The 19,152-nt window shown below is 67.0% G+C and carries 9 protein-coding genes and 1 pseudogene; 3 read left to right on the forward strand and 7 right to left on the reverse strand.

Translation table 11 applies throughout. The features are described 5' to 3' along the window. Positions 1 to 20: 20 nt before the first annotated feature. The 5 genes from C5F75_RS18075 to C5F75_RS18095 all read right to left on the reverse strand — a co-directional run bounded on the left by C5F75_RS18075 (position 21) and on the right by C5F75_RS18095 (position 10,438). Entirely contained in the window at positions 21 to 6,758 is a 6,738-nt protein-coding gene (locus C5F75_RS18075; RefSeq protein ID WP_104012543.1) for an ESPR-type extended signal peptide-containing protein, read from the reverse strand. A gap of 964 nt (positions 6,759 to 7,722) precedes the next feature. Further along, a complete protein-coding gene (locus tag C5F75_RS18080; protein ID WP_059575437.1) occupies positions 7,723 to 8,625 on the reverse strand; it encodes a hypothetical protein in 903 nt (300 codons plus the stop codon). Between the two features lie 95 nt (positions 8,626 to 8,720). Beyond that, positions 8,721 to 8,939: a hypothetical protein gene (locus C5F75_RS18085; protein ID WP_006480563.1), complete on the reverse strand. Its 219-nt coding sequence runs from the start codon at positions 8,937 to 8,939 to the stop codon at positions 8,721 to 8,723. A gap of 232 nt (positions 8,940 to 9,171) precedes the next feature. Further along, a complete protein-coding gene (locus C5F75_RS18090; protein ID WP_060968372.1) occupies positions 9,172 to 9,822 on the reverse strand; it encodes an NADPH-dependent FMN reductase in 651 nt (216 codons plus the stop codon). Between the two features lie 310 nt (positions 9,823 to 10,132). Beyond that, positions 10,133 to 10,438, reverse strand: a complete 306-nt coding sequence (locus tag C5F75_RS18095; protein ID WP_059575435.1) for an NIPSNAP family protein — start codon at positions 10,436 to 10,438, stop codon at positions 10,133 to 10,135. Positions 10,439 to 10,717: 279 nt separating this feature from the next. On the opposite strand from C5F75_RS18095, the gene C5F75_RS18100 reads away from it, so the two are divergent. Then, positions 10,718 to 11,506, forward strand: coding sequence for a GNAT family N-acetyltransferase (locus C5F75_RS18100; protein ID WP_059575432.1), 789 nt, complete (start codon positions 10,718 to 10,720; stop codon positions 11,504 to 11,506). Positions 11,507 to 11,671: 165 nt separating this feature from the next. Here the strand turns inward: C5F75_RS18100 and C5F75_RS18105 are convergent, their stop codons facing one another. Both C5F75_RS18105 and C5F75_RS18110 read right to left on the reverse strand, forming a co-directional pair. After that, positions 11,672 to 13,027: a DUF3999 domain-containing protein gene (locus C5F75_RS18105; RefSeq protein ID WP_059575430.1), complete on the reverse strand. Its 1,356-nt coding sequence runs from the start codon at positions 13,025 to 13,027 to the stop codon at positions 11,672 to 11,674. Beyond that, entirely contained in the window at positions 13,024 to 16,401 is a 3,378-nt protein-coding gene (locus C5F75_RS18110; RefSeq protein ID WP_104012522.1) for a DUF2339 domain-containing protein, read from the reverse strand. The genes C5F75_RS18105 and C5F75_RS18110 overlap by 4 nt, the downstream gene beginning before the upstream one ends. 329 nt (positions 16,402 to 16,730) lie before the next feature. Here C5F75_RS18110 and C5F75_RS18120 point away from each other — a divergent pair. After that, positions 16,731 to 18,177, forward strand: a pseudogene (locus C5F75_RS18120) (quaternary amine ABC transporter ATP-binding protein); the annotation flags it as partial. Beyond that, on the forward strand, positions 18,170 to 19,066 hold the full coding sequence (gene choW / locus C5F75_RS18125; protein ID WP_059575424.1) for a choline ABC transporter permease subunit: 897 nt from the start codon (positions 18,170 to 18,172) through the stop codon (positions 19,064 to 19,066). The pseudogene C5F75_RS18120 and the gene choW, both read left to right, overlap by 8 nt. The last annotated feature ends 86 nt before the right edge of the window (positions 19,067 to 19,152 follow it).

The following is a 19,152-nucleotide window of genomic DNA, read 5'->3' on the forward strand; positions in this document are numbered from 1 at the left end:
CGGCCTGGCGGCGCGACGCATTACTTCCACTGGTACAGCACGCCGGCGCCGATCACCTTCTGACCGCCGCTGAAACCGCCGTTGATCGACGCCTTCAGGTTCTCCGTGATGCGCGCCTGCATGTTGACCGCCATCGCCTTCTGGCCGAGGAAGGTCGACGTGCCCACGCCCATCCCGAAGTTGGCGTCGCGATCGAGCTGCGGGATCGAGGCCATCGCGCCGACGGCCGCGATACCCTGCTTCGCCATCTGGTCGGTCTGCTGCAGTTGCGAACCCAGCGAGTTGATCTGCGCCTGCTGGCCCGACAGCGCCGTCGACAGCGTCGTCTGCACCTGCGTCAGCTGGTTCACGTTCACCGCGTCGGTGCCTTGCGTACCCGGCGCGACGTTCGTGATCTGGCGCTGCTGCTGGTCGCTGCCGACCGACACCACGTTCGAGCGGCCGCCGTCCGTCGAATTCGCGCCGATCGCCACCGAGTTCGAGCCGGCGGTGACGGTCGGGTGATCGCTGCCGGTGCCGTTCATGTCGGCGGCGATGCCGTTGTTGTTCACTGCACGCGTCGTGTTGTTGTTGAGCGTCGTCGACAACTGGTTCAACTGGTTGTTGATGTTCGTCACGCCGGTCGACAGCGACGCCACGTTGCTGTTCGTCGTGCTCAGGCCGGTCGACAGCGAACCGATACCGGTCGACGTCGACGTCGACAGCGAGGTGACGGTGCTGTTCGTCGTGCTCAGGCCCGTTGACAGCGAGCTGATCGCGGTCGAGGTCGACGTGGACAGCGAGGCCACGTTGCTGTTGGTCGTGCTCAGCCCGGTGGACAGCGAGTTGATGCCGGTGGACAGCGACGCGACGTTCGACGCGGTGGACGTCGACAACGTGTTGAGCGCCGTGTTCGTCGCGTTGAGCTGGCTGCCGTTGATCGCATCCGTGCTCGTGGCCGAGATGCGGCCCGCGGCGACGTTCGTGATCTGGCGTTCCTGGCCCGGTGCGCCGACGCTCACCACGCCGACCGGCGAGCCGCCCGCGAACGGGTACGTGACGCCACCGATCGTGGCGCTCGACGTGCCGACGGCTGCCGCCGTGACCGAGTTCGCGCCGAGTGCGATCGAGTTCGCGACGTTCGCTTGCGCGTTCGTGCCGAAGGCGAGTGCGTCGGCGGCCGTGGCCTTGGCGGCCGAGCCGTAGGCCTGGGCGCCGGTGGCGCTGGCCGTGGCCTGGCTGCCCAGCGCGATCGTGTTGTCCGCGGTGGCCTGGTTCGCGCTGCCGAGGGCGAGCGCGCTGGCGCCGGTTGCCGTGTTCTGGTTGCCGAGCGACATCGCGCCGTCGCCGGTCGCCGTGTTGTTCGCGCCCATCGCCACTGCGCCGGTGCCCGTCGCCACGTTCGGATCGCCGATCGCGACCGCGCCATCGCCGGACGCCGTGTTGCCGGAGCCGATCGACACGGCCTTGCCGCCCGTTGCCGAGGCGTTCTGGCCGATCGCAACCGCGCCTGCCGTCTGCGCGTTCGAGCCGTCGCCGACTGCCACGCTGCTGGCGCCCGCCGCGCTGGCGTTCACGCCGGCGGCGAGGGCGTTGGTGCCCGTGGCGCCGTCGTTCGCGTAGTTGGCTTGCTGCGTGCCGTTGTCGTTGACGCTGTAGTAGTGCGTCTTCGCGGCGTTGATCGCGGTCGAAGTGGAGGTCGACAGCGACGATACCGCGCTGTTGGTGCTGCTCAGGCCGGTGGACAACGAGCCGATGCCGGTCGACGTCGAGGTCGACAGCGACGTGATCGTGCTGTCCGTGCTGCTCAGGCCGGTGGACAACGAGCTGATGCCGGTCGAGGTCGAGGTCGAGAGGGACGTGATCGAGCTGGTCGCGGACGACAGGCCGGTCGACGTCGAAGTCGACAGGGAACTGATGGAGCTGTTGGCCGACGACAGGCCCGTCGAAGTCGAGGTCGACAGCGAGGTGATTGAGCTGTTAGCCGACGAGAGGCCCGTCGAGGTCGAGGTCGAGAGCGACGTGATCGAGCTGTTGGCCGAGGACAGGCCGGTCGACGTGGAGGTCGACAGGGACGTGATCGAGCTGTTGGCCGAGGACAGGCCGGTCGACGTGGAGGTCGACAGGGACGTGATCGAGCTGTTCGCGGACGACAGGCCGGTCGACGTGGAGGTCGACAGGGACGTGATCGAGCTGTTCGCGGACGACAAGCCGGTCGACGTGGAGGTCGACAGCGACGACACCGAGCTATCGGTCGAGCTCAGGCCGGTGGACAGCGAGCTGATGCCGGTCGAGGTCGATGTGGACAGCGAGGTGATCGAGCTGGTGGCCGACGAGAGGCCAGTGGACGTGGAAGTCGACAGCGACGTCACCGAGCTATTGGTCGAGCTGAGACCCGTTGACAACGAGTTGATGCCGGTCGAGGTCGAGGTCGACAAGGACGTGATCGAGCTGTTTGCCGACGAGAGGCCCGTCGAGGTCGAAGTCGAGAGCGACGTGATCGAGCTGTTCGCGGACGACAAGCCAGTCGACGTGGAGGTCGACAGCGACGTCACCGAGCTGTTGGTCGAGCTCAGGCCGGTGGACAGCGAGTTGATACCGGTCGAGGTCGAAGTCGACAGGGACGTGATCGAGCTGTTTGCCGACGAGAGGCCAGTCGAGGTCGACGTGGACAGCGAATCGATTGAGCTATTGGCCGAGGACAGGCCAGTCGAAGTCGAAGTCGACAGCGACGTGATCGAGCTGTTGGCCGACGACAGGCCGGTCGACGTCGAAGTCGACAGGGACGTGATGGAGCTATTGGCCGACGACAGGCCCGTCGAAGTCGAGGTCGACAGGGACGTGATGGAGCTATTGGCCGACGACAGACCCGTCGAGGTCGAGGTCGAGAGCGAGGTGATCGAGCTGTTAGCCGACGAGAGACCCGTGGACGTGGAAGTCGACAGCGACATCACCGAACTATCGGTCGAGCTGAGGCCGGTCGACAACGAGTTGATGCCGGTCGAAGTCGAAGTGGACAGCGAGGTGATCGAGCTGTTGGCCGACGAGAGACCGGTGGACGTAGAAGTCGACAGCGACATCACCGAGCTATCGGTCGAGCTGAGGCCGGTCGACAACGAATTGATACCCGTCGAGGTCGAGGTCGACAGCGAGGTGATCGAGCTGTTAGCCGACGAGAGACCGGTGGACGTAGAAGTCGACAGCGACATCACCGAGCTATCGGTCGAGCTGAGGCCGGTCGACAACGAATTGATACCCGTCGAGGTCGAGGTCGACAGCGAGGTGATCGAGCTGTTAGCCGACGAGAGACCGGTGGACGTAGAAGTCGACAGCGACATCACCGAGCTATCGGTCGAGCTGAGGCCGGTCGACAACGAGTTGATGCCGGTCGAAGTAGAAGTCGACAGCGACGTGATGGAGCTGTTCGCCGATGACAAACCGGTCGACGTGGAGGTGGACAGCGACGTCACCGAGCTATTGGCCGAGCTGAGTCCCGTCGACAGCGAATTGATACCCGTCGATGTCGAGGTCGACAGCGAGGTGATCGAGCTGTTGGCCGACGACAAGCCGGTCGACGTGGAGGTGGACAGCGACGTCACCGAGCTATTGGTCGAACTGAGGCCCGTCGACAGCGAATTGATACCCGTCGAGGTCGACGTGGACAGCGAAGTGATCGAGCTGTTGGCCGACGAAAGACCTGTCGAAGTCGAAGTCGAGAGCGAGGTGATCGAGCTGTTAGCCGACGAAAGACCCGTCGAAGTCGAGGTCGACAACGAGGTGATTGAGCTGTTAGCCGACGAGAGACCCGTCGAAGTCGAGGTCGAGAGCGAAGTGATCGAGCTGTTCGCGGACGACAGGCCCGTCGAGGTCGAAGTCGAGAGCGACGTGATGGAGCTGTTGGCCGACGAGAGGCCCGTCGAAGTCGAGGTCGAGAGCGACGTGATGGAGCTGTTCGCGGACGACAGACCGGTCGAAGTCGACGTCGACAGCGACGAAATGGCACTGGTCGCGGTACCGACTTGTTGGGCGACGGAATAAAGCTGGCTGCCGTTGATCGCGTCGGTACTGGTCTGGGTCACTTGGCCGGCAGCGACGTTGGTGATCTGCCGTTCCTTGTTGAGGTCGCCGACGCTGACGGTGCCGACCGGCGTGGCGCCGGCGAATCCGCCGAACGTAACGCCGTTGACGGTCGCGCTGCTCGTCGGGGTGGCCGCGGCGGTCGCCGAGTTCGCGCCGAGCGCGACGGAGTTGTTCGTGCCGGCGACGGCGCCGGTGCCGATGGCGACGGCGTCGGTGCCCGTTGCGGTGCTATCGGCGCCGGTCGAGTTCGCGTGGAAGTACTTGATGCCCTGACTGTTGATGTTGTTGATCGCCGAGCCCACGCTATTGGCCGTCGATGTCGTGCCGTTCGCGTTGTACGTGGTGTACGCCGGAGCCGAGACCTTGCCCGTCGTCGGGTCGTACGTCGAACCACCGCCAAGTGCCGACGCGGTGCTGCTACCCAGGTTGTCGGTCTTCGTCGAGACCGTGCTCAGGCCGGTGGACAGCGAGTTGATGCCGGTCGAAGTCGAGGTTGACAGCGAGGTGATCGAGCTGTTGGCCGACGAGAGGCCCGTCGACGTGGAGGACGAAAGCGACGTAACCGAGCTGTTAGCTGTACTAAGGCCGGTAGACAGCGAATTGATGCCGGTCGAAGTCGAGGTTGACAGCGAGGTGATCGAGCTGTTGGCCGACGAGAGGCCCGTCGACGTGGAGGTCGACAGCGACGTCACAGAGCTGTTAGCCGAGCTGAGGCCAGTGGACAGCGAGTTGATGCCGGTCGAAGTCGAGGTCGACAGGGAACCGATCGAGCTGTTGGCCGACGACAGGCCCGTCGACGTGGAAGTCGAAAGCGACGTAACCGAGCTGTTTGCCGAGCTGAGGCCGGTGGACAGCGAATTGATACCTGTCGAAGTCGACGTCGACAACGAGGTGATCGAGCTGTTGGCCGACGAGAGGCCCGTCGACGTGGAGGTCGACAGCGACGTCACAGAGCTGTTCGCCGAGCTGAGGCCAGTGGACAGCGAGTTGATGCCGGTCGAAGTCGAGGTCGACAGGGAACCGATCGAGCTGTTGGCCGACGACAGGCCCGTCGACGTGGAAGTCGAAAGCGACGTAACCGAGCTGTTAGCCGAGCTGAGGCCAGTGGACAGCGAATTGATGCTGGTCGAAGTCGAGGTCGACAGCGAGGTGATCGAGCTGTTGGCCGACGAGAGGCCGGTCGACGTGGACGACGAAAGCGACGTAACAGCGCTGTTAGCTGAACTAAGGCCCGTGGACAGCGAGTTGATGCCCGTCGAAGTCGAGGTCGACAGCGAAGTGATCGCGCTATTCGCCGACGAAAGACCGGTCGACGCCGACGTCGACAGGCTGCCGATTGCGCTCGTCGTCGTGCTCATGCCGGTGCTGAGCTGGGCGACGGTGACGGCGTCCTGCGGCGCCGAGCCGTCCGCGACGTTCGTGATGCGGCGCAGGGCCGTCGAGCTGCCGACCGAAACTTCCGACAGAGGCGCGGCGCTGCCCGTCAGATAACCCGTGCCCGTCGGCGCTGCGGCGCCCGTCACGCTTCCGGTGCCGAGCGCGACGCTGGATGCGTATCTGGCCGTGCTGCTTGCGCCGAGCGCCATCGCACCGGTGCCCGAGGCCGTCGCGCCGGTGCCGAATGTCGTGGCGTTCGTGCCGGATGCCGTTGCGCCGACGCCGATTACCTGTGCGCCGGTTCCGGTGGCGAGCGTGCCATTGTTGCCGATGGCGATCGAGTTCGTGCCGTTGGCGGTAGTTTGGGCGCCGATCGCCGTCGAATCCTGACCCGTAGCCGATGCACTCGTGCCGATGGCGAGCGAATCGCCGGAACCCGTCGGAGACGTTGCTACAGCACCGGCCCCGATCGCGATCGTGGAACCCGACGTAGCGTTGCCCGCGTTCGCGCCGCTGCCGATCGCGATGCCGCCGCCCGTGCCAGCGTTCGCACCGGCCGTCGCCGATTGACCCAATGCAACCGCGGAGCCGCTTGCCGTGGCGCCGTCGCCCTGCGCGATGCCATACGCACCGTTGACGGTCGCACCGCGGCCGAGCGCGATACCCGACGTGGCGGTCGATGCGACGGACGACTGCCCGCCGATCGCGATGCCGTCCGCCGCGGCCGACTGCGCGCCCTTCGTTGCGTTGCTGCCGATGGCGACTGCGCCCGCGCCCGAAGCGATGGTCGAGTTCGCCTGCGACAGCGGCGTCGTTCCGTTGCCGCCCGCGCCGCCGATCGCGACGGAGTTCAGTGCGTTCGCAGTCGAGCCGAAGCCGAGTGCGGTCGCGCCGGCACCGCTGGCGGTGGTTTCGAGGCCGGCAGCGACGCCCCACAGACCCGCCGACGACTGTATGCCGGTGGCGACCGCGCCGTTGCCGGTCGCCTGTGCGAATGCGCCATATACCGTGACACCGGTCCAGCCGTTGCCGTTGGAGTTACACCCGGCTACGACCGAATACGTTCCGGAACCGTCGCCGGCCTGGTTTTGCGTGCCGCCGGGGTTGACGCGGCCGACCGCGCCGCTGCTTCCCGTCAGGCAGGTTTGCTGTGTGTTGAGCGTATTGGCTTCGGCCAATTCGGGCAGGCTGATCGCCAGCGCCGCGACTGCTGCCACCACGACGGCCGACTTGTTCGGCTTGCCCCGTGCCGAATCGATTTCCGATGCCGCGACCCAGGCGCCAAGAGCTTCGTTCCAGATCGAGCGGTATGTGCGGTTCATGTCCTACTACCTCCAAATGTGCACGCCACACACCGGTCTCTTTTGTTAGAGGATTGCTCCGTGCGCTCGCGCGAATCTCAAAATTGATGGGCGGAGTTTATTGGAGGTGCATTTTTAAGATTGACAAACAGTGATAAATGAAGTGTTTTTAAAGTTAAAGAATGGTTAATGCGACGTGTTTTGATGCGGGAAGTGCGAATGAATTTGAAAGATTCAAGAATGCTTGAAGTATGGTTTGAATTCTTCCGCGGAGATGGCTATTTTCTCTTAAAAATCAAATAGTTGTTGTTGTTTTGTGCGGTAGATGACACACTGGACGGACTTAAAAGTAAGACAAATGAAATAGCAAACGTTTGCGCGGCACCACATTCTTTCATGTTTGTAATGTTATGGGGATTGCGATGAGATAACGCTTTTGTCGAATTATTAACGTGTTAATAATTTGGCTTATATTGAATTTTTTTGTTTGCGTATGGGGATTATCTGATGGCCCAATTAATCGGATTCGAAGTGTATTTGATTGTGCTGATGTGCGCATTCCGCCCGGCGCTGGGGCCCGTGTGACGGGCGCTCCGGGCCGCCTGGCCGTCGAAGTTGTAAAAAATTGCTACAGAGCGCCCAAATGAAACACTCCGCGTCGATTTATCGGATTTGTCCTATTGACGATCGCATTGATATCGCTGTTAGGGCGGAATCGGCGCATATGCCGGAAGTCGAGCAGGTGGGCTCGTGGCGGGTGTTTGGCGTGGTGTCGACGGGGCGCCAACGCCCACGGGTCGGCGTCGCGTCGGAGGGGGGGCGAAATGTCAGGCTCGAGAGCCGCAATTTGTCCGCCACGCCGCCGCCGCCTCGGCGTGGCGAATAAAAAGAGGGGGGATCGAATGTATCGGGCGCGCCACATTCGGCCCACGAGCGCGGGCCGAATGGGCCAGCCTGCCGCATGACCCGCGGCAAACTTCCGGCTTTACTTCTTCAGAAACCGCAGCGCGAACCGCGCCATCCGAGGCACGAACATCGGGCGCAGCAGGCGCTTGTCGTAACCGGCCATCCGCCGGTCGTTTTCCACGAGACACAGCTCGATCAGCTCGCGTGGGTTCAGCGCATCGCCGATGTCGGCGGTGCCCGTCGCCGGAAAATTCGCGTCACGCGCGGCGCCGTCGGCATCGATGCCGCGCGCGATGCTCATGCGGTCGCGGATCAGCTGCACCCACACGGCTGCGACGCGTGCGAAGAACCACGGCCGGCGCCACCACGGCATCGTGCGCCAGTACCATGCGTACCAGTTGACGAAGAACAGGATGTGGCGGCCTTCTTCCTGGATCACGGGCTCGAAAGTCTCGACCAGTTCGGGCGGGAAATAGCCGGAGCGCTGCGCGGAGCGGAACAGGCCGAACGCGAAAAAGCTGTCGATGCACTCGCTGAAGCCCGTCATCATCCACGACCATTCGGGATCTTTCGGCGCGGGGTAGGCCGGCTCGGGCGCGAGCCGGATGCCGTACGCCTCGACGAGCTTCGACAGCACGACCTTGTGGCGGGCTTCCTCGCCGCCGTCCATCTCGAGCGCGCGGCGCAGCAGCGGATCGTCGACCGTCGCGGCGTAGGTCGCCACGCGGATCGACGCGCGGCCTTCGGTTTGCACCGCGATGTCCCAGATCGGCAGCGACGTGAGCCGCCTGAGCTCGGCCGGCTGGAGCGCCGGCCAGTCGATCACGGCCGGCTTGTACGGGTTGTGTGTGTCGAGCAGCATCCGACAGAACATCTGCTTGTGCGCATCGGAACCGATCCGGACCGGGCCTTGGGCCTCGAAGGTCCAGTTGCGCATTGCGTGATCTGCGGCTGCATGCTCTTCCTGCAGCGTGTCGGTCATGGCTATTGTTATGCGATTACGGATCGAAAGATTCTTGCACAGCTTCCGTCATCGCGTATTTTCGAGCGGCCATGTGCACGCCGGCCCCGCGCACGTCACGCGTTCGTGTCGACCCAGAGGCGGCCCCAGCGCGATGCGTACGCGAGGGCGTGCTCTTCCTCGAAGAAGAAATCGATTGCGTCGAACGACACGGAGCGCGGCGACGGGCCGCCGCTCGCGCGTTCGATCGTCAGGTTGGCGGCGAACAGCCCGTTCGGCAACCGGGCGGCAGCGGGAGCGACTTCGTAGCCCTTGTAGCGGATCGTACGGTTCATGGCATGCGCGGAAAAAGTTCGGACTTTCAGCGTACGCAAACCCGCCGGTCGGGTGAACCAATCTTTCGGCCAATGCAAATGACGCGGCGGGCTGAATCGTTATCGGGGCGGGACGCGGAACGGTGTTGTCGGGAGCCGGGACGACGCGCCCGCATGTCGCACGCGTCGGAAGACGCGCCGCGCGCCCTCGTCGAATCCTGTCGATCGAGGGCGCGCGGCGGAATGCGGGGGGTTACTGGTTGGCGACCTTCAGCACGGGGGCGAGCGCATCGACCGACGCCGCGTGCGAGGCCGCCCGATGCGACGCGAACGCGAGCGCGAATTCGGCCGCTTGCGCGCCGACCGTCTCGAGTTGCGCGACGACCTTCGGATCCGAGCAGCTGTCGGCGCTGTCGAAACGCGTTTCCAGCGTGTTGACGGTGGCGCCGAACGGCGTCGGCCAGCCGCGCAGCGCATGGACGATCGAGCGCAGCGACGTCAGCACGGTGCCGGCCGCCTGCCAGCCGTAGGCGGTGACGATCAGGCCGACCGCGCGGCCGTCGAGATACGGGCGTTCGTCCGCGCGCAGCTCCTCGAGCGTGTCGAGTGCGTTCTTCACGAGGCCGGACACGCCGCCGTGATAGCCGGGCGTCGCGATGATGATCGCGTCGGCCTGGCGCACCGCGTCGATCAGCTCGCGCTGCGCGTCGGTCAGCGTTTTGTGTTCGGGGGCGTAGTGCGGCAGCGTGTGCAGGAACGGGCCGTCGAACAGGCGCGTACGCGCGCCGGCGGCCTGCGCGCCGCGCAGGGCGAATGACAGCGCGCGTTCGGTGGACGACGCGGCCCGGGTGGTACCGCCGATGCCGACGACGAACGGGCGGCGGTGTTGATCGAATGCAGTCAAGGGGCGCTCCTGGGAGTGGCTTGCCCGGCTAAGCACAGGCTTAAAACCAGATGGTAACGACCGCGTCGCCACTCTGAAAACGACTTTTCGTTCTATCGATATGCCGCGCGCCGGGGCAATCGTGTGCGCGGCCGCGCAGATCGATAGCAGAAATGCTTGGTTGGGACGGTGCACCACGGTCGATAAGATGGGTGCGTCTCCTCCATGATGTCTCTACTGACATGGGTTGGCCCCGCCACGCGGATGCGGCGGGGCTTTTTTTCGTCCTCGGCCGGAAAACGGGGCCCGATGCGTGCCGCGGCGTGGCCCGTTACGCGAACACCGGCCGGAAGAAGCTGCGCTCGTAGCTGACGATGCAACGCGTGTCCTCCGCGTAGCGGAACGCGGCCTGGCAGGCCGGATCGTCCTTCGAGCGTTCGCGGTAGCGCTCGTAGTCGGCGAGGCTCGGGAACGAGAACATTGCCAGCGCGATGTTGCTCGCGCCTTCGGATGGCAGGAAATAGCCATGATGCGTGCCGCCGAACCGTTCGACGAGCGGAATCCACATCTTGCCGTAGGTCTCGAATTCGACGAGTTTGTACGGGTCGACGACGTAGCGAAGGAAGCAGGTGATCATGGGCGCTCGCGATGCAGTGGCGGAGCCGCGAGTCTGGAGCGCGGGGCGGCACGTGTCAACGGCGTGCACGCGGGCGTCGGTTTCATTGCTTGATGCGTTGCTTGCGCGAGCAACGATCGGCACTTCGATGTGTTCGCCATGACGTGCGCACAGCGTCGAAATACACCGTACTCGCCACCTCCGCCAGCCGCGCTACCCGTGGATTTTTACGACATTTTTTCTTGCGACGGCGACCGGCGCGCTCCTAGACTTCGGGCATCTTCACCACGGAGCATGGCCATGTCGATACCCTGGAACGCGATCGCCGAACCCACCGCCGCCGCGCCGCTTTCCGCAGGCGCCGATCGGGTGATCGTCCGGCGCTTCGATCCGGCAATCGACAGCTACGCACAACTCACGCCGATGCTGCACCGTGCGTTCGCGCGGCTCGGTGCGATGGGGCTCAACTGCACGTGCGTCGATCAGGACGAAGATGTCACGCGCCGCCGCGCGGAAGCAGGCGAATGCTACGTCGCCGTGTGCGGCGGGCGCGTCGTCGGCACGGCCACGCTGTACGCGACCGATCCGTCGTCGGCCTGTTCGCTATACCGCCGTGAAGGCGTCGCGAGCGTGCGCCAGCTGGCGGTGGACCCGGCTTGCCAGAGCCGCGGGATCGGCGCGTTGCTGCTGTCGTTCGCCGAGCAGTGGGCCGCGTCGCGCGGCTATGCGCTGCTCGCGCTGGATACGCCGCATCCCGCCGCGCACCTGCTGGCGTTCTACGGCGCGCAGGGCTTCGAGTTGGTCGACGTGATGCGCTTCGCCGGCAAGCGCTACGACAGTGCGATCCTGTGCAAGCGGCCCGTTGCATGCCCCGTGCGCCGGGTGTCGTCGGCGTCGCGGCTGGCTGCGCGTGTGGCGGCCGTGCGGCGTGTCCTGCATGCGTGGGCGCCGCGCATTGTCGTGTTGGCCCGGCGCGAGGCGGGTTTGCGTCGCGCCGGACGTTTCGCGGCGCGCCGCGCGGCCGGTGCGGCCAGTTGCTGGTCGTCGCCGTGGCGGCCGCGTCAGCACGGCCGCGTCGTGGCCCGATAGCGGCGGGCGGACTCCGGTTCGTGCCGTTCGCCCGTCGCGTGGGCTTCACGCGAGGACGGGACGCGGGCCGCTCGATCAATCGGCGCAATCACCCGTTCCGATGGCCAGGAGAACGAACCGGCTCGACGAACGGCGCGCCAAGCGGCACGCAACTGCTTGCGTACGTCACTCGTCGCGGCCGCGGGCGTCGCCGCCGCCTTTCGCAAGGCGCCACGCGATCGTGCCGAGCATGCCGACCGCCACCACCAGCGCGCCCCACAGCACGTAGCGGCGCGCGGCGTCCGTGTCGGCGGCGGCCACCGGCGCGACCGCCGACGCCGGCAGCGCCGCGCCGACGCGCGCGGGCCGTACTTCGGGCGCCATGCCGACCAGCAGTGCGTCGCGGCTCACGGCCGACGACCCGAGCGACGCGTCGCCGACGCCGAGCGTAAACGGCGGCGCGCCGCGCGCGACGAAGGTCAGCGCGGCCGGATGCCAGCCGATCGCGACGGCCGGCTGCCCGCCGCCGAGCCCGCCGTTGCGCATGTCGACGACGATTCGCCATGTGCGGTCCGTATTCGCGACGAACTCGAGCGGCGGATTGCGCTGCTCGCCGCCCTTGCCCTGCAGCCGGAACAGCACGGCGCCCGCGACGTCGCGCCACGGCGCCTGTGCGTCGGCACGGCTTTGCAGCGCCGCGCGTGCAACAGTGTTCGGTTGCGGCAGGCCGATGCGCACGCGGTCGACCGGATACGCGCCATCGGTGTCGAACAGATACTCGCCCGGCGCACGGCCGGCGCGTACCCGCACGGCGTCGCGCCACTGACGCGGCGCGGATGCCGTATCGGCGCCGCGAGCGTCGCGCGGATGCGTCTCGACGTCGATCGACGCGATCGCAGGCGCGTCGTCGAGCCAGTCCAGCCGCAGGTAGCGCGGCGCGGCGCCGTCGAGCGCGATGCGCTCCTGCACCAGCATGTCGCTGCCGCGGCCGACCTTCAGCAACTGCGTGCTGCCGAGCGGCCGCCAACTGCGCAGGTCGTCGCTGGCTTCGACGGACACACGCCCCTGGTAGCTGTCGTCGCTCACGTGCACGAGCAGCGCATCGATGCTGCCGTCGGTATGCGACAGGTCGACGAGGTCCGCGCCGTGCGTGGTGCGCGAAGGCGTCGCGACGGCCGCGCGCAGCGCGCCGTCCGGGCCGACCGTCACGCCGAGCGGCGCGTTGCCGTTCCCGGCGCGGGCGGGCGGCAGCGGGAACCAGTGCACCGGCGTGCGGGACGGCGGCACGGCAGGCGCGGCGGCGGGCGCGTCGAGCGAGTACGGCACTGGCTCGCCCGCGCCGTTGAAGATGCGCACGTCGCCGAGATCGTCGCGCCGGCTCGCCGCATACACGGGCTGCGGCACGGTGAGCTGGTAGTACGCGGCGCTGCCGTCGAGGTCGAGCGCGAAGCGCTGCGCGACGCGGGCTGCATTCGGGGCATCGCCGGCCGCCGCGAACGACGCGAACAGGCTCAGCCCGAGCAGGGCGGCGAATCGTTTCATGGCCGGCCGTCCTGTTGCGCGGCTGCCTTCGGCGGCAGCGGCGAGAAATAGCCGATCAACAGCAGCAGCACGCCGATGCCGATGAACGACACGATGCGCTCGATGCCGGTGACATGCGACAGGTCGAACAGGAACAGCTTGACGACCGTGAGCGCGAGCAGCGCGGCGCCGACGAACCACAGCGGCCGCAACCCGCGGCGCGTGGCCCAGATCGCGATCGCGAGCGCGCAGACCGTCCAGTACACGGATACCGACGCCTGCACGAGCGTCGATTCGGCCATCGCGCGGAATTCATACGGCACGCCGGCCCAGTGATGCAGCGTGCGCAGCAGGATCGCGTTCAGCCACAGGAAGCCGGTCGCGCCGGCCGCACCCAGCAGCTCGACGCGGTACCTGCCGAACGACCAGCCGAGCTTGCGCGCGCGCACGAACCACGACGCGGCGAGCGCGTAGACGACCGCGAGCACGAGATCGAGCGGATTGAACAGCGGCACGCGCGCCCAGCTTCCGCCGTCCTGCGTGAAGTTCGCGTAGAACGTCCACGCCCACATCACGACGATCAGCGGCAGCGACGCGAACGCGCAGAGACGGGCGATGCCGTCGCGGCGTGTGAGCCACATCCCGGCGAACGCGAACAGGCTCCAGCCGACCATGAACACCTGCTGGACGCCGAACGACGAGACCACGGTGTCGATGTCGTAGCCCAGGTGGAAGCGGTGATGCAGCGTGCGCAGCATCAGCGCGTTGAACCACAGGAACACGGTCGCGATCGCCGCATAGTCGACGACGCGCGGATGCCACGCGATGCCGAGCGTTTTCAGGCGGCGCAGCCACGCGGCGAAGGCGACGAACACGAGACCCTGCGCGACGTCGAGCGGATTGAGCAGCGGCACCCAGAAGAGCGGCGCTGCGTCGCCGTCGCTGACCGTGCTGGCGAGGCTCCACAGCCACAGCAGCGCGGCGAGCGGCGCGGCCCCCCACACCTGATACGCGCGCGGGAACGCCGCGACGGGCCAGCGCAGGCGCGAGCCGGGGCCCGACACGAGCAGGAGCAGCGCGCCGAATCCGTATGCCCATGCGCTCCAGCTCCACGCGCCTTCGGGGACGAACGCGTGCAGGCGCCAGAAGCCTTCGAGCGAGAGCAGCCCGCACAGGGTCCAGAACGTCAGCGTATGCAGCGGCGCGAGGATGCCTGCTGCAACGGCCGGCGCCGCGTCGTTCGCGGCAGCGGCGCGGCCCGTGTCGCGCGACTGGCGCCACAGCAGCGCGAGCCCCGCACCGGCGGCCACCGGCCACGCGAACGCACCCATGCCCGACAGCGGCGCTTCGTGCGCATCGAACGCGCGCAGCGCGAGCAGCGCCAGCACCGGCGTGAGCGCGAGCGCGGGCCATTCGGCGAGCGGCCATGCGAGCCGGTGGCGCGTGGCGTGCGCGAGCCACGCGGTACCGGCCGCGAACAGTGCGGTCGTATCGACGACGAAGCGATCGGCATGCAGGTCGACGTGGCGGCTTGCATGGACCAGGATCTCGTGCAGCCCGCCGCTGACCCACCACAGCAGCCCCCACGCAGCGGCCGCGACGCCGATCTCGGGCATCCATGCGTGCCATGCGCGCGCTTCGCCGCGCCCGTGCAGCCACCAGCCGGTGAACAGGCCGGCGAGCGCGATCAGCAGCATCGCGATGGTCGGGCCGTTGAGCACCGGCAGCGCGGTCGCGTCGGCCGGCGCGAGCAGGCTCGTGAAGAACGCGCCTGCCGCGGCGAGCTGCATCAGCAGCCCGAAGCCGAATGCGAGCAGGCGCTTCTGGCGCACGCCGAGCCACACGACGGCCGCGCCTTCGATGGCCCACGCGGCGCTGGTCGTCGGCCCCGAGAACGCGAGCGGCACCGCGAGCGTCGCGAAGATGACCGCGAGCGCGAGCATCGATTCGAACAGCAGCCCGAGGCGGTCGCGGCGCCGCGCGAGCCATGCGGCGACCGCGACGTAGAACGCCGACAGCGCGACCGCGCTCCACGCGAGCGCGAACGGCATGCCTTTCACGAGCGACGCCTGCAGCGCGGTCGCGACGATCGGCGTGCCGAACACGAGCGTGCCGTCCACGTAGTGCCGCAGCGCGAGTTCGCGTTTCACCGCATACAGCAGCGCGATACCGACATACATCAGGAAGAACAGGACGAGGAACGGCTCGGTGCTCGCGAACAGCGCGGGGCGATAGGCCGTCACGCCCCACGCGGAACCGATCGTGAACGTGAACACGAAGCCGAGCAGGTTCAGCGGGCGCCAGGCCTTGAACCACGCGATCGCGAAAATGCCCGCGTTCAGCAGTGCGTAGTAGCTGAACAGCGCGACATGGTTGCCCTGGCCGGTCGACAGCAGGATCGGTGCGAGGAAGCCGCCCGCGCTGCCCATGAACGCGAGCGGCAGCGCGTTCTGCCGCACCGCGAGGAACGCGCTCAGCGCGCAGATCGCGACCATCAGCGGGAACGCGGCGCCGACGGGCAGCAGCGCATAAAGCTTGGTCGCGGCGAAGATCGTCAGGTACAGGATGCCGACGCCGCCGCCTTGCAGCACGAGACCGTATGCGGCGCGGCGCGCTCGCACGCGCCAGCCGATCGCGAGCAGCGCGGCCGCGGCGAGCGCCGTGCCCGCGAGGCGGAATTCGATCGGCAGCATGTCGTTGTCGGCCGCGTACTTGAGCAGGAACGCGACGCCGAAGAACAGCACGATGATCCCGACACGCACCACCGTGTTGCCGCCGAGCAGCCAGTCGCGTGCGGCGCCGAACGCGCGTTCGGCGAGGCCGGGTTCGCGCGGCGCAGGCGGTACGGGCGGGGCCGCGCGGCTCGCGGTGGCGGGCGCGCTGGCGGTGGTGTGGGCGTGAGCGGACGCCGTGGCGGTGCGTGCCGTGGTTGCCGGTGCGGGTGCCGCTGCGGGTGCCGGCGTCGAAGCCGATGCCGGTGTGTCGACCGGTGCGGCGGCAGATCGTTGGGCGGGCGTGGCCGGAACGTGGGCCGGTAGCGGCGCGGAGGCGCCGGCCGACGCCGTTTGCGCGAGGCCGCCGGAGGTCGCCGCGCCGGCCTTCGCGCCCGCCAGTTGCGCGCGCAGCGAATCGAGTTCGCGCGTGAGCGTGTCGACGGTGGCTTCGAGGCGCGCGACGCGATCGGCGAGCGGTAACGGGGTGGGAGGCGGCGCCGTGGAGATCGCGAATGAATCGGGCGCGGCGGGCGCGTGACGGAGCTTGCTTTGCCGCAGCGCGTGCCCGACGCAGAACCCGACGGCGGCCCCGAGCAGCGAGCCGCTTCCGGCCGAGAAATCCCCGATCAAGGCGGCGATGCCGCCCACGATGAAGCCGATTACGGCGAATGCCCAGTTCAACGCCTTGCTCCCTCTCACTATCGTTATCGTCCTTCGATCGCGGATCGCACCGGCTCGAGGCGGTTTCAGCACGGCCGGCAGGCGAACCGGCATGCGCGCGTCGTACGGCCGGGCCCTCGTGCGAAAGGCCCGCGACGGCGTCGCGATTGGCGTGTTTGCGGGGAATGTATCACAGCGCGCATGCTGCGATTTGCGGGGTTGACGCGGTATCGCGGCGTGCGCCGTCCGGTGTCGCCATCCGGCTTTCTGCACGGTCATGCTTTTTACTGACGAATGCAGTGCGCGTTTTCGTCTGAGCGAATCGACGCCTGAACGGACGTGAACTTGTCGCAAAACGACGCGTGCCCGATGCGCGCTGGCGCAAAACCTCATGTGATGCGCGCCGCGTTGCTGCGCACAAGTCCGGCGCGGAATGCCCGCCGTTGCGGGCCGTGCGCGTATTGCGCCGCCGCAATCGGCTGCGCGGCCCGCCGGGCGGGGCTGCGGGCCGTGTCGTATTTGCGCAAGCGTTTGTCGTAATTCGTCGGCAGGTCGGGGTTTTTTCTGGCAACTATGTAGGCACGCTATGACAAGCGCGAGTCCCCGCTACACGAGGAGAAGGTTTCGATGGATGCCCCCAAGGTTGTGGTCGAAGGTCTGTGCAAGGTGTTTGGAAGCAATCCCCAGCAGGCGCTCGACATGCTCGCCGCCGGCGCGACGAAGGACGATGTGCTCAAGCGCACCGGTCAGGTCGTCGGCGTGCACAACGTCTCCTTCGATGTGCAGGAAGGCGAAATTTTCGTGCTGATGGGCCTGTCCGGCTCCGGCAAGTCCACGCTGATCCGCCTCGTGAACCGGCTGGTCGATCCAAGCGCCGGCAAGGTGCTGATCGACGGGCTCGACGTCGCGTCGGCGCGCCGCTCGGCGCTGACCGCGCTGCGCCGCAAGGACATGAGCATGGTGTTCCAGTCGTTCGCGCTGATGCCGCATCGCACCGTCGTGTCGAATGCCGCGTTCGGCCTCGAAGTCGCGGGCATGGGCAAGAAGGAGCGCGAGCGCCGTGCGATGGAAGTGCTCGAGCAGGTCGGCCTCGCGCCGTTTTCACACAAGCTGCCGTCCGAGCTGTCGGGCGGCATGCAGCAGCGCGTCGGCCTCGCCCGCGCGCTCGCCGTGAACCCGTCGCTGATGATCATGGACGAGGCGTTCTCCGCACTCGATCCGCTCAAGCGCCGCGAAATGCAGGACGTGCTGCTGCAACTGCAGAAGGAGCAGCGCCGCACGATCATGTTCGTGTCGCACGATCTGGAGGAAGCGCTGCGCATCGGCAACCGCATCGCGATCATGGAAGGCGGCCGCCTCGTGCAGGTCGGCACGCCGCAGGACATCATCGCGAATCCGGCGGACGACTACGTGCGCGCGTTCTTCGACGGCATCGACACGAGCCGCTACCTCACCGCCGGCGACTTGATGCAGACGGGCGCCGTGCCGCTCGTGTCGAAGTGCGATGCCGCGAACGTCGCGGCGTCGCTGAACGGCAGCGCCGAATACGCGTTCGTGCTCGATGCCGCACGCAAGATTCGCGGCTTCGTCACGCGCGAGGCGCTCGGTCAGGACACGCCGTCGGTGCGGCCGATCGAAAGCATCCGGCGCGATGCGTCGCTCGAACATGTCGTCGCGCGCGTCGTCGCGAGCCCGAATGCATTGCCCGTCGTCGACGACGACGGCTGCTACTGCGGCTCGGTCGATCGTGCGCTCATCCTGAAGGCCATCACGCGTTCGCGAGGCTCCCATGTCTGAAATGATTCCGCTCGGTACCTGGGTCGACCAGTCCGTTCACTACCTGCTCGACCACGACGCGAAGACGTTCGACGCGATCGGTCAAGCGATCGAAGGGCTCGCCGCATTCGTCGAGCATGGCCTGCAGGCGATCCCGATGTGGCTGATGATGGCGATCTTCATCGGCGTCGGGCTGTGGCGGGTGGGCTGGCGCTTCGCGCTGTTCACGACCGCGTCGCTGCTGCTGATCTTCGCGACGGGCTTCTGGGACCAGACGGTCATCACGCTCGGCCTCACGCTGTCGTCGACGATCATCAGCCTCGTGCTCGGCATCCCGCTCGGGATCTGGGCCGCGAAGAGCAAGTGGGTGGCCGCGATCGTGCGTCCGATCCTCGACCTGATGCAGACGATGCCGGCCTTCGTCTACCTGATTCCGGCCGCGATGCTGTTCGGTCTCGGCCGCGTGCCGGGGATCCTGTCGACGGTGATCTTCGCGATGCCGCCGGCCGTGCGCCTCACGAGCCTCGGCATCCGCCACGTGAACCGCGAGATCGTCGAAGCCGGTCAGGCATTCGGCTGCACGCCGTGGCAACTGCTGTACAAGGTGCAGTTCCCGAACGCGCTGCCGTCGATCATGCAGGGTGTGAACCAGACGATCATGATGGCGCTGTCGATGGTGATCATCGCGTCGATGGTCGGCGCGGGCGGCCTCGGCAACGACGTGCTCGCGAGTATCCAGCGCCTCGACATCGGTCTCGGCTTCGAAAGCGGTCTGTCGGTCGTGCTGCTCGCGATCATTCTCGACCGCATCACCGAGAGCTTCGGCCGCGCGCCGGGCACTGCGAAGGCGCCGCTGTTCTCGGGCCTCAAGCAGCTCTTTCGGGTGAAGGCTTCGCCCGCGCAGGCCTGATCTCCGGCGGCCGGCAACGCGCCGGCCGCTCACCCTGAATGGATAACGGCTCCCGCGGCTTCGGCCGCGGGGCTGGCTCCCCGCAA

It is taken from the genome of Burkholderia anthinoferrum (assembly GCF_002925705.1).
Taxonomy (GTDB): Bacteria; Pseudomonadota; Gammaproteobacteria; order Burkholderiales; family Burkholderiaceae; genus Burkholderia; species Burkholderia semiarida.

Coding starts and splice junctions, on each gene's coding strand:
- C5F75_RS18095 (WP_059575435.1), bottom strand. CDS start 10,438: ATGATCACCTGCTTCCTTCGCTACGTCGTCGACCCGTACAAACTCGTC.
- C5F75_RS18075 (WP_104012543.1), bottom strand. CDS start 6,758: ATGAACCGCACATACCGCTCGATCTGGAACGAAGCTCTTGGCGCCTGG.
- choW (WP_059575424.1), top strand. CDS start 18,170: ATGTCTGAAATGATTCCGCTCGGTACCTGGGTCGACCAGTCCGTTCAC.
- C5F75_RS18085 (WP_006480563.1), bottom strand. CDS start 8,939: ATGAACCGTACGATCCGCTACAAGGGCTACGAAGTCGCTCCCGCTGCC.
- C5F75_RS18100 (WP_059575432.1), top strand. CDS start 10,718: ATGTCGATACCCTGGAACGCGATCGCCGAACCCACCGCCGCCGCGCCG.
- C5F75_RS18105 (WP_059575430.1), bottom strand. CDS start 13,027: ATGAAACGATTCGCCGCCCTGCTCGGGCTGAGCCTGTTCGCGTCGTTC.
- C5F75_RS18080 (WP_059575437.1), bottom strand. CDS start 8,625: ATGACCGACACGCTGCAGGAAGAGCATGCAGCCGCAGATCACGCAATG.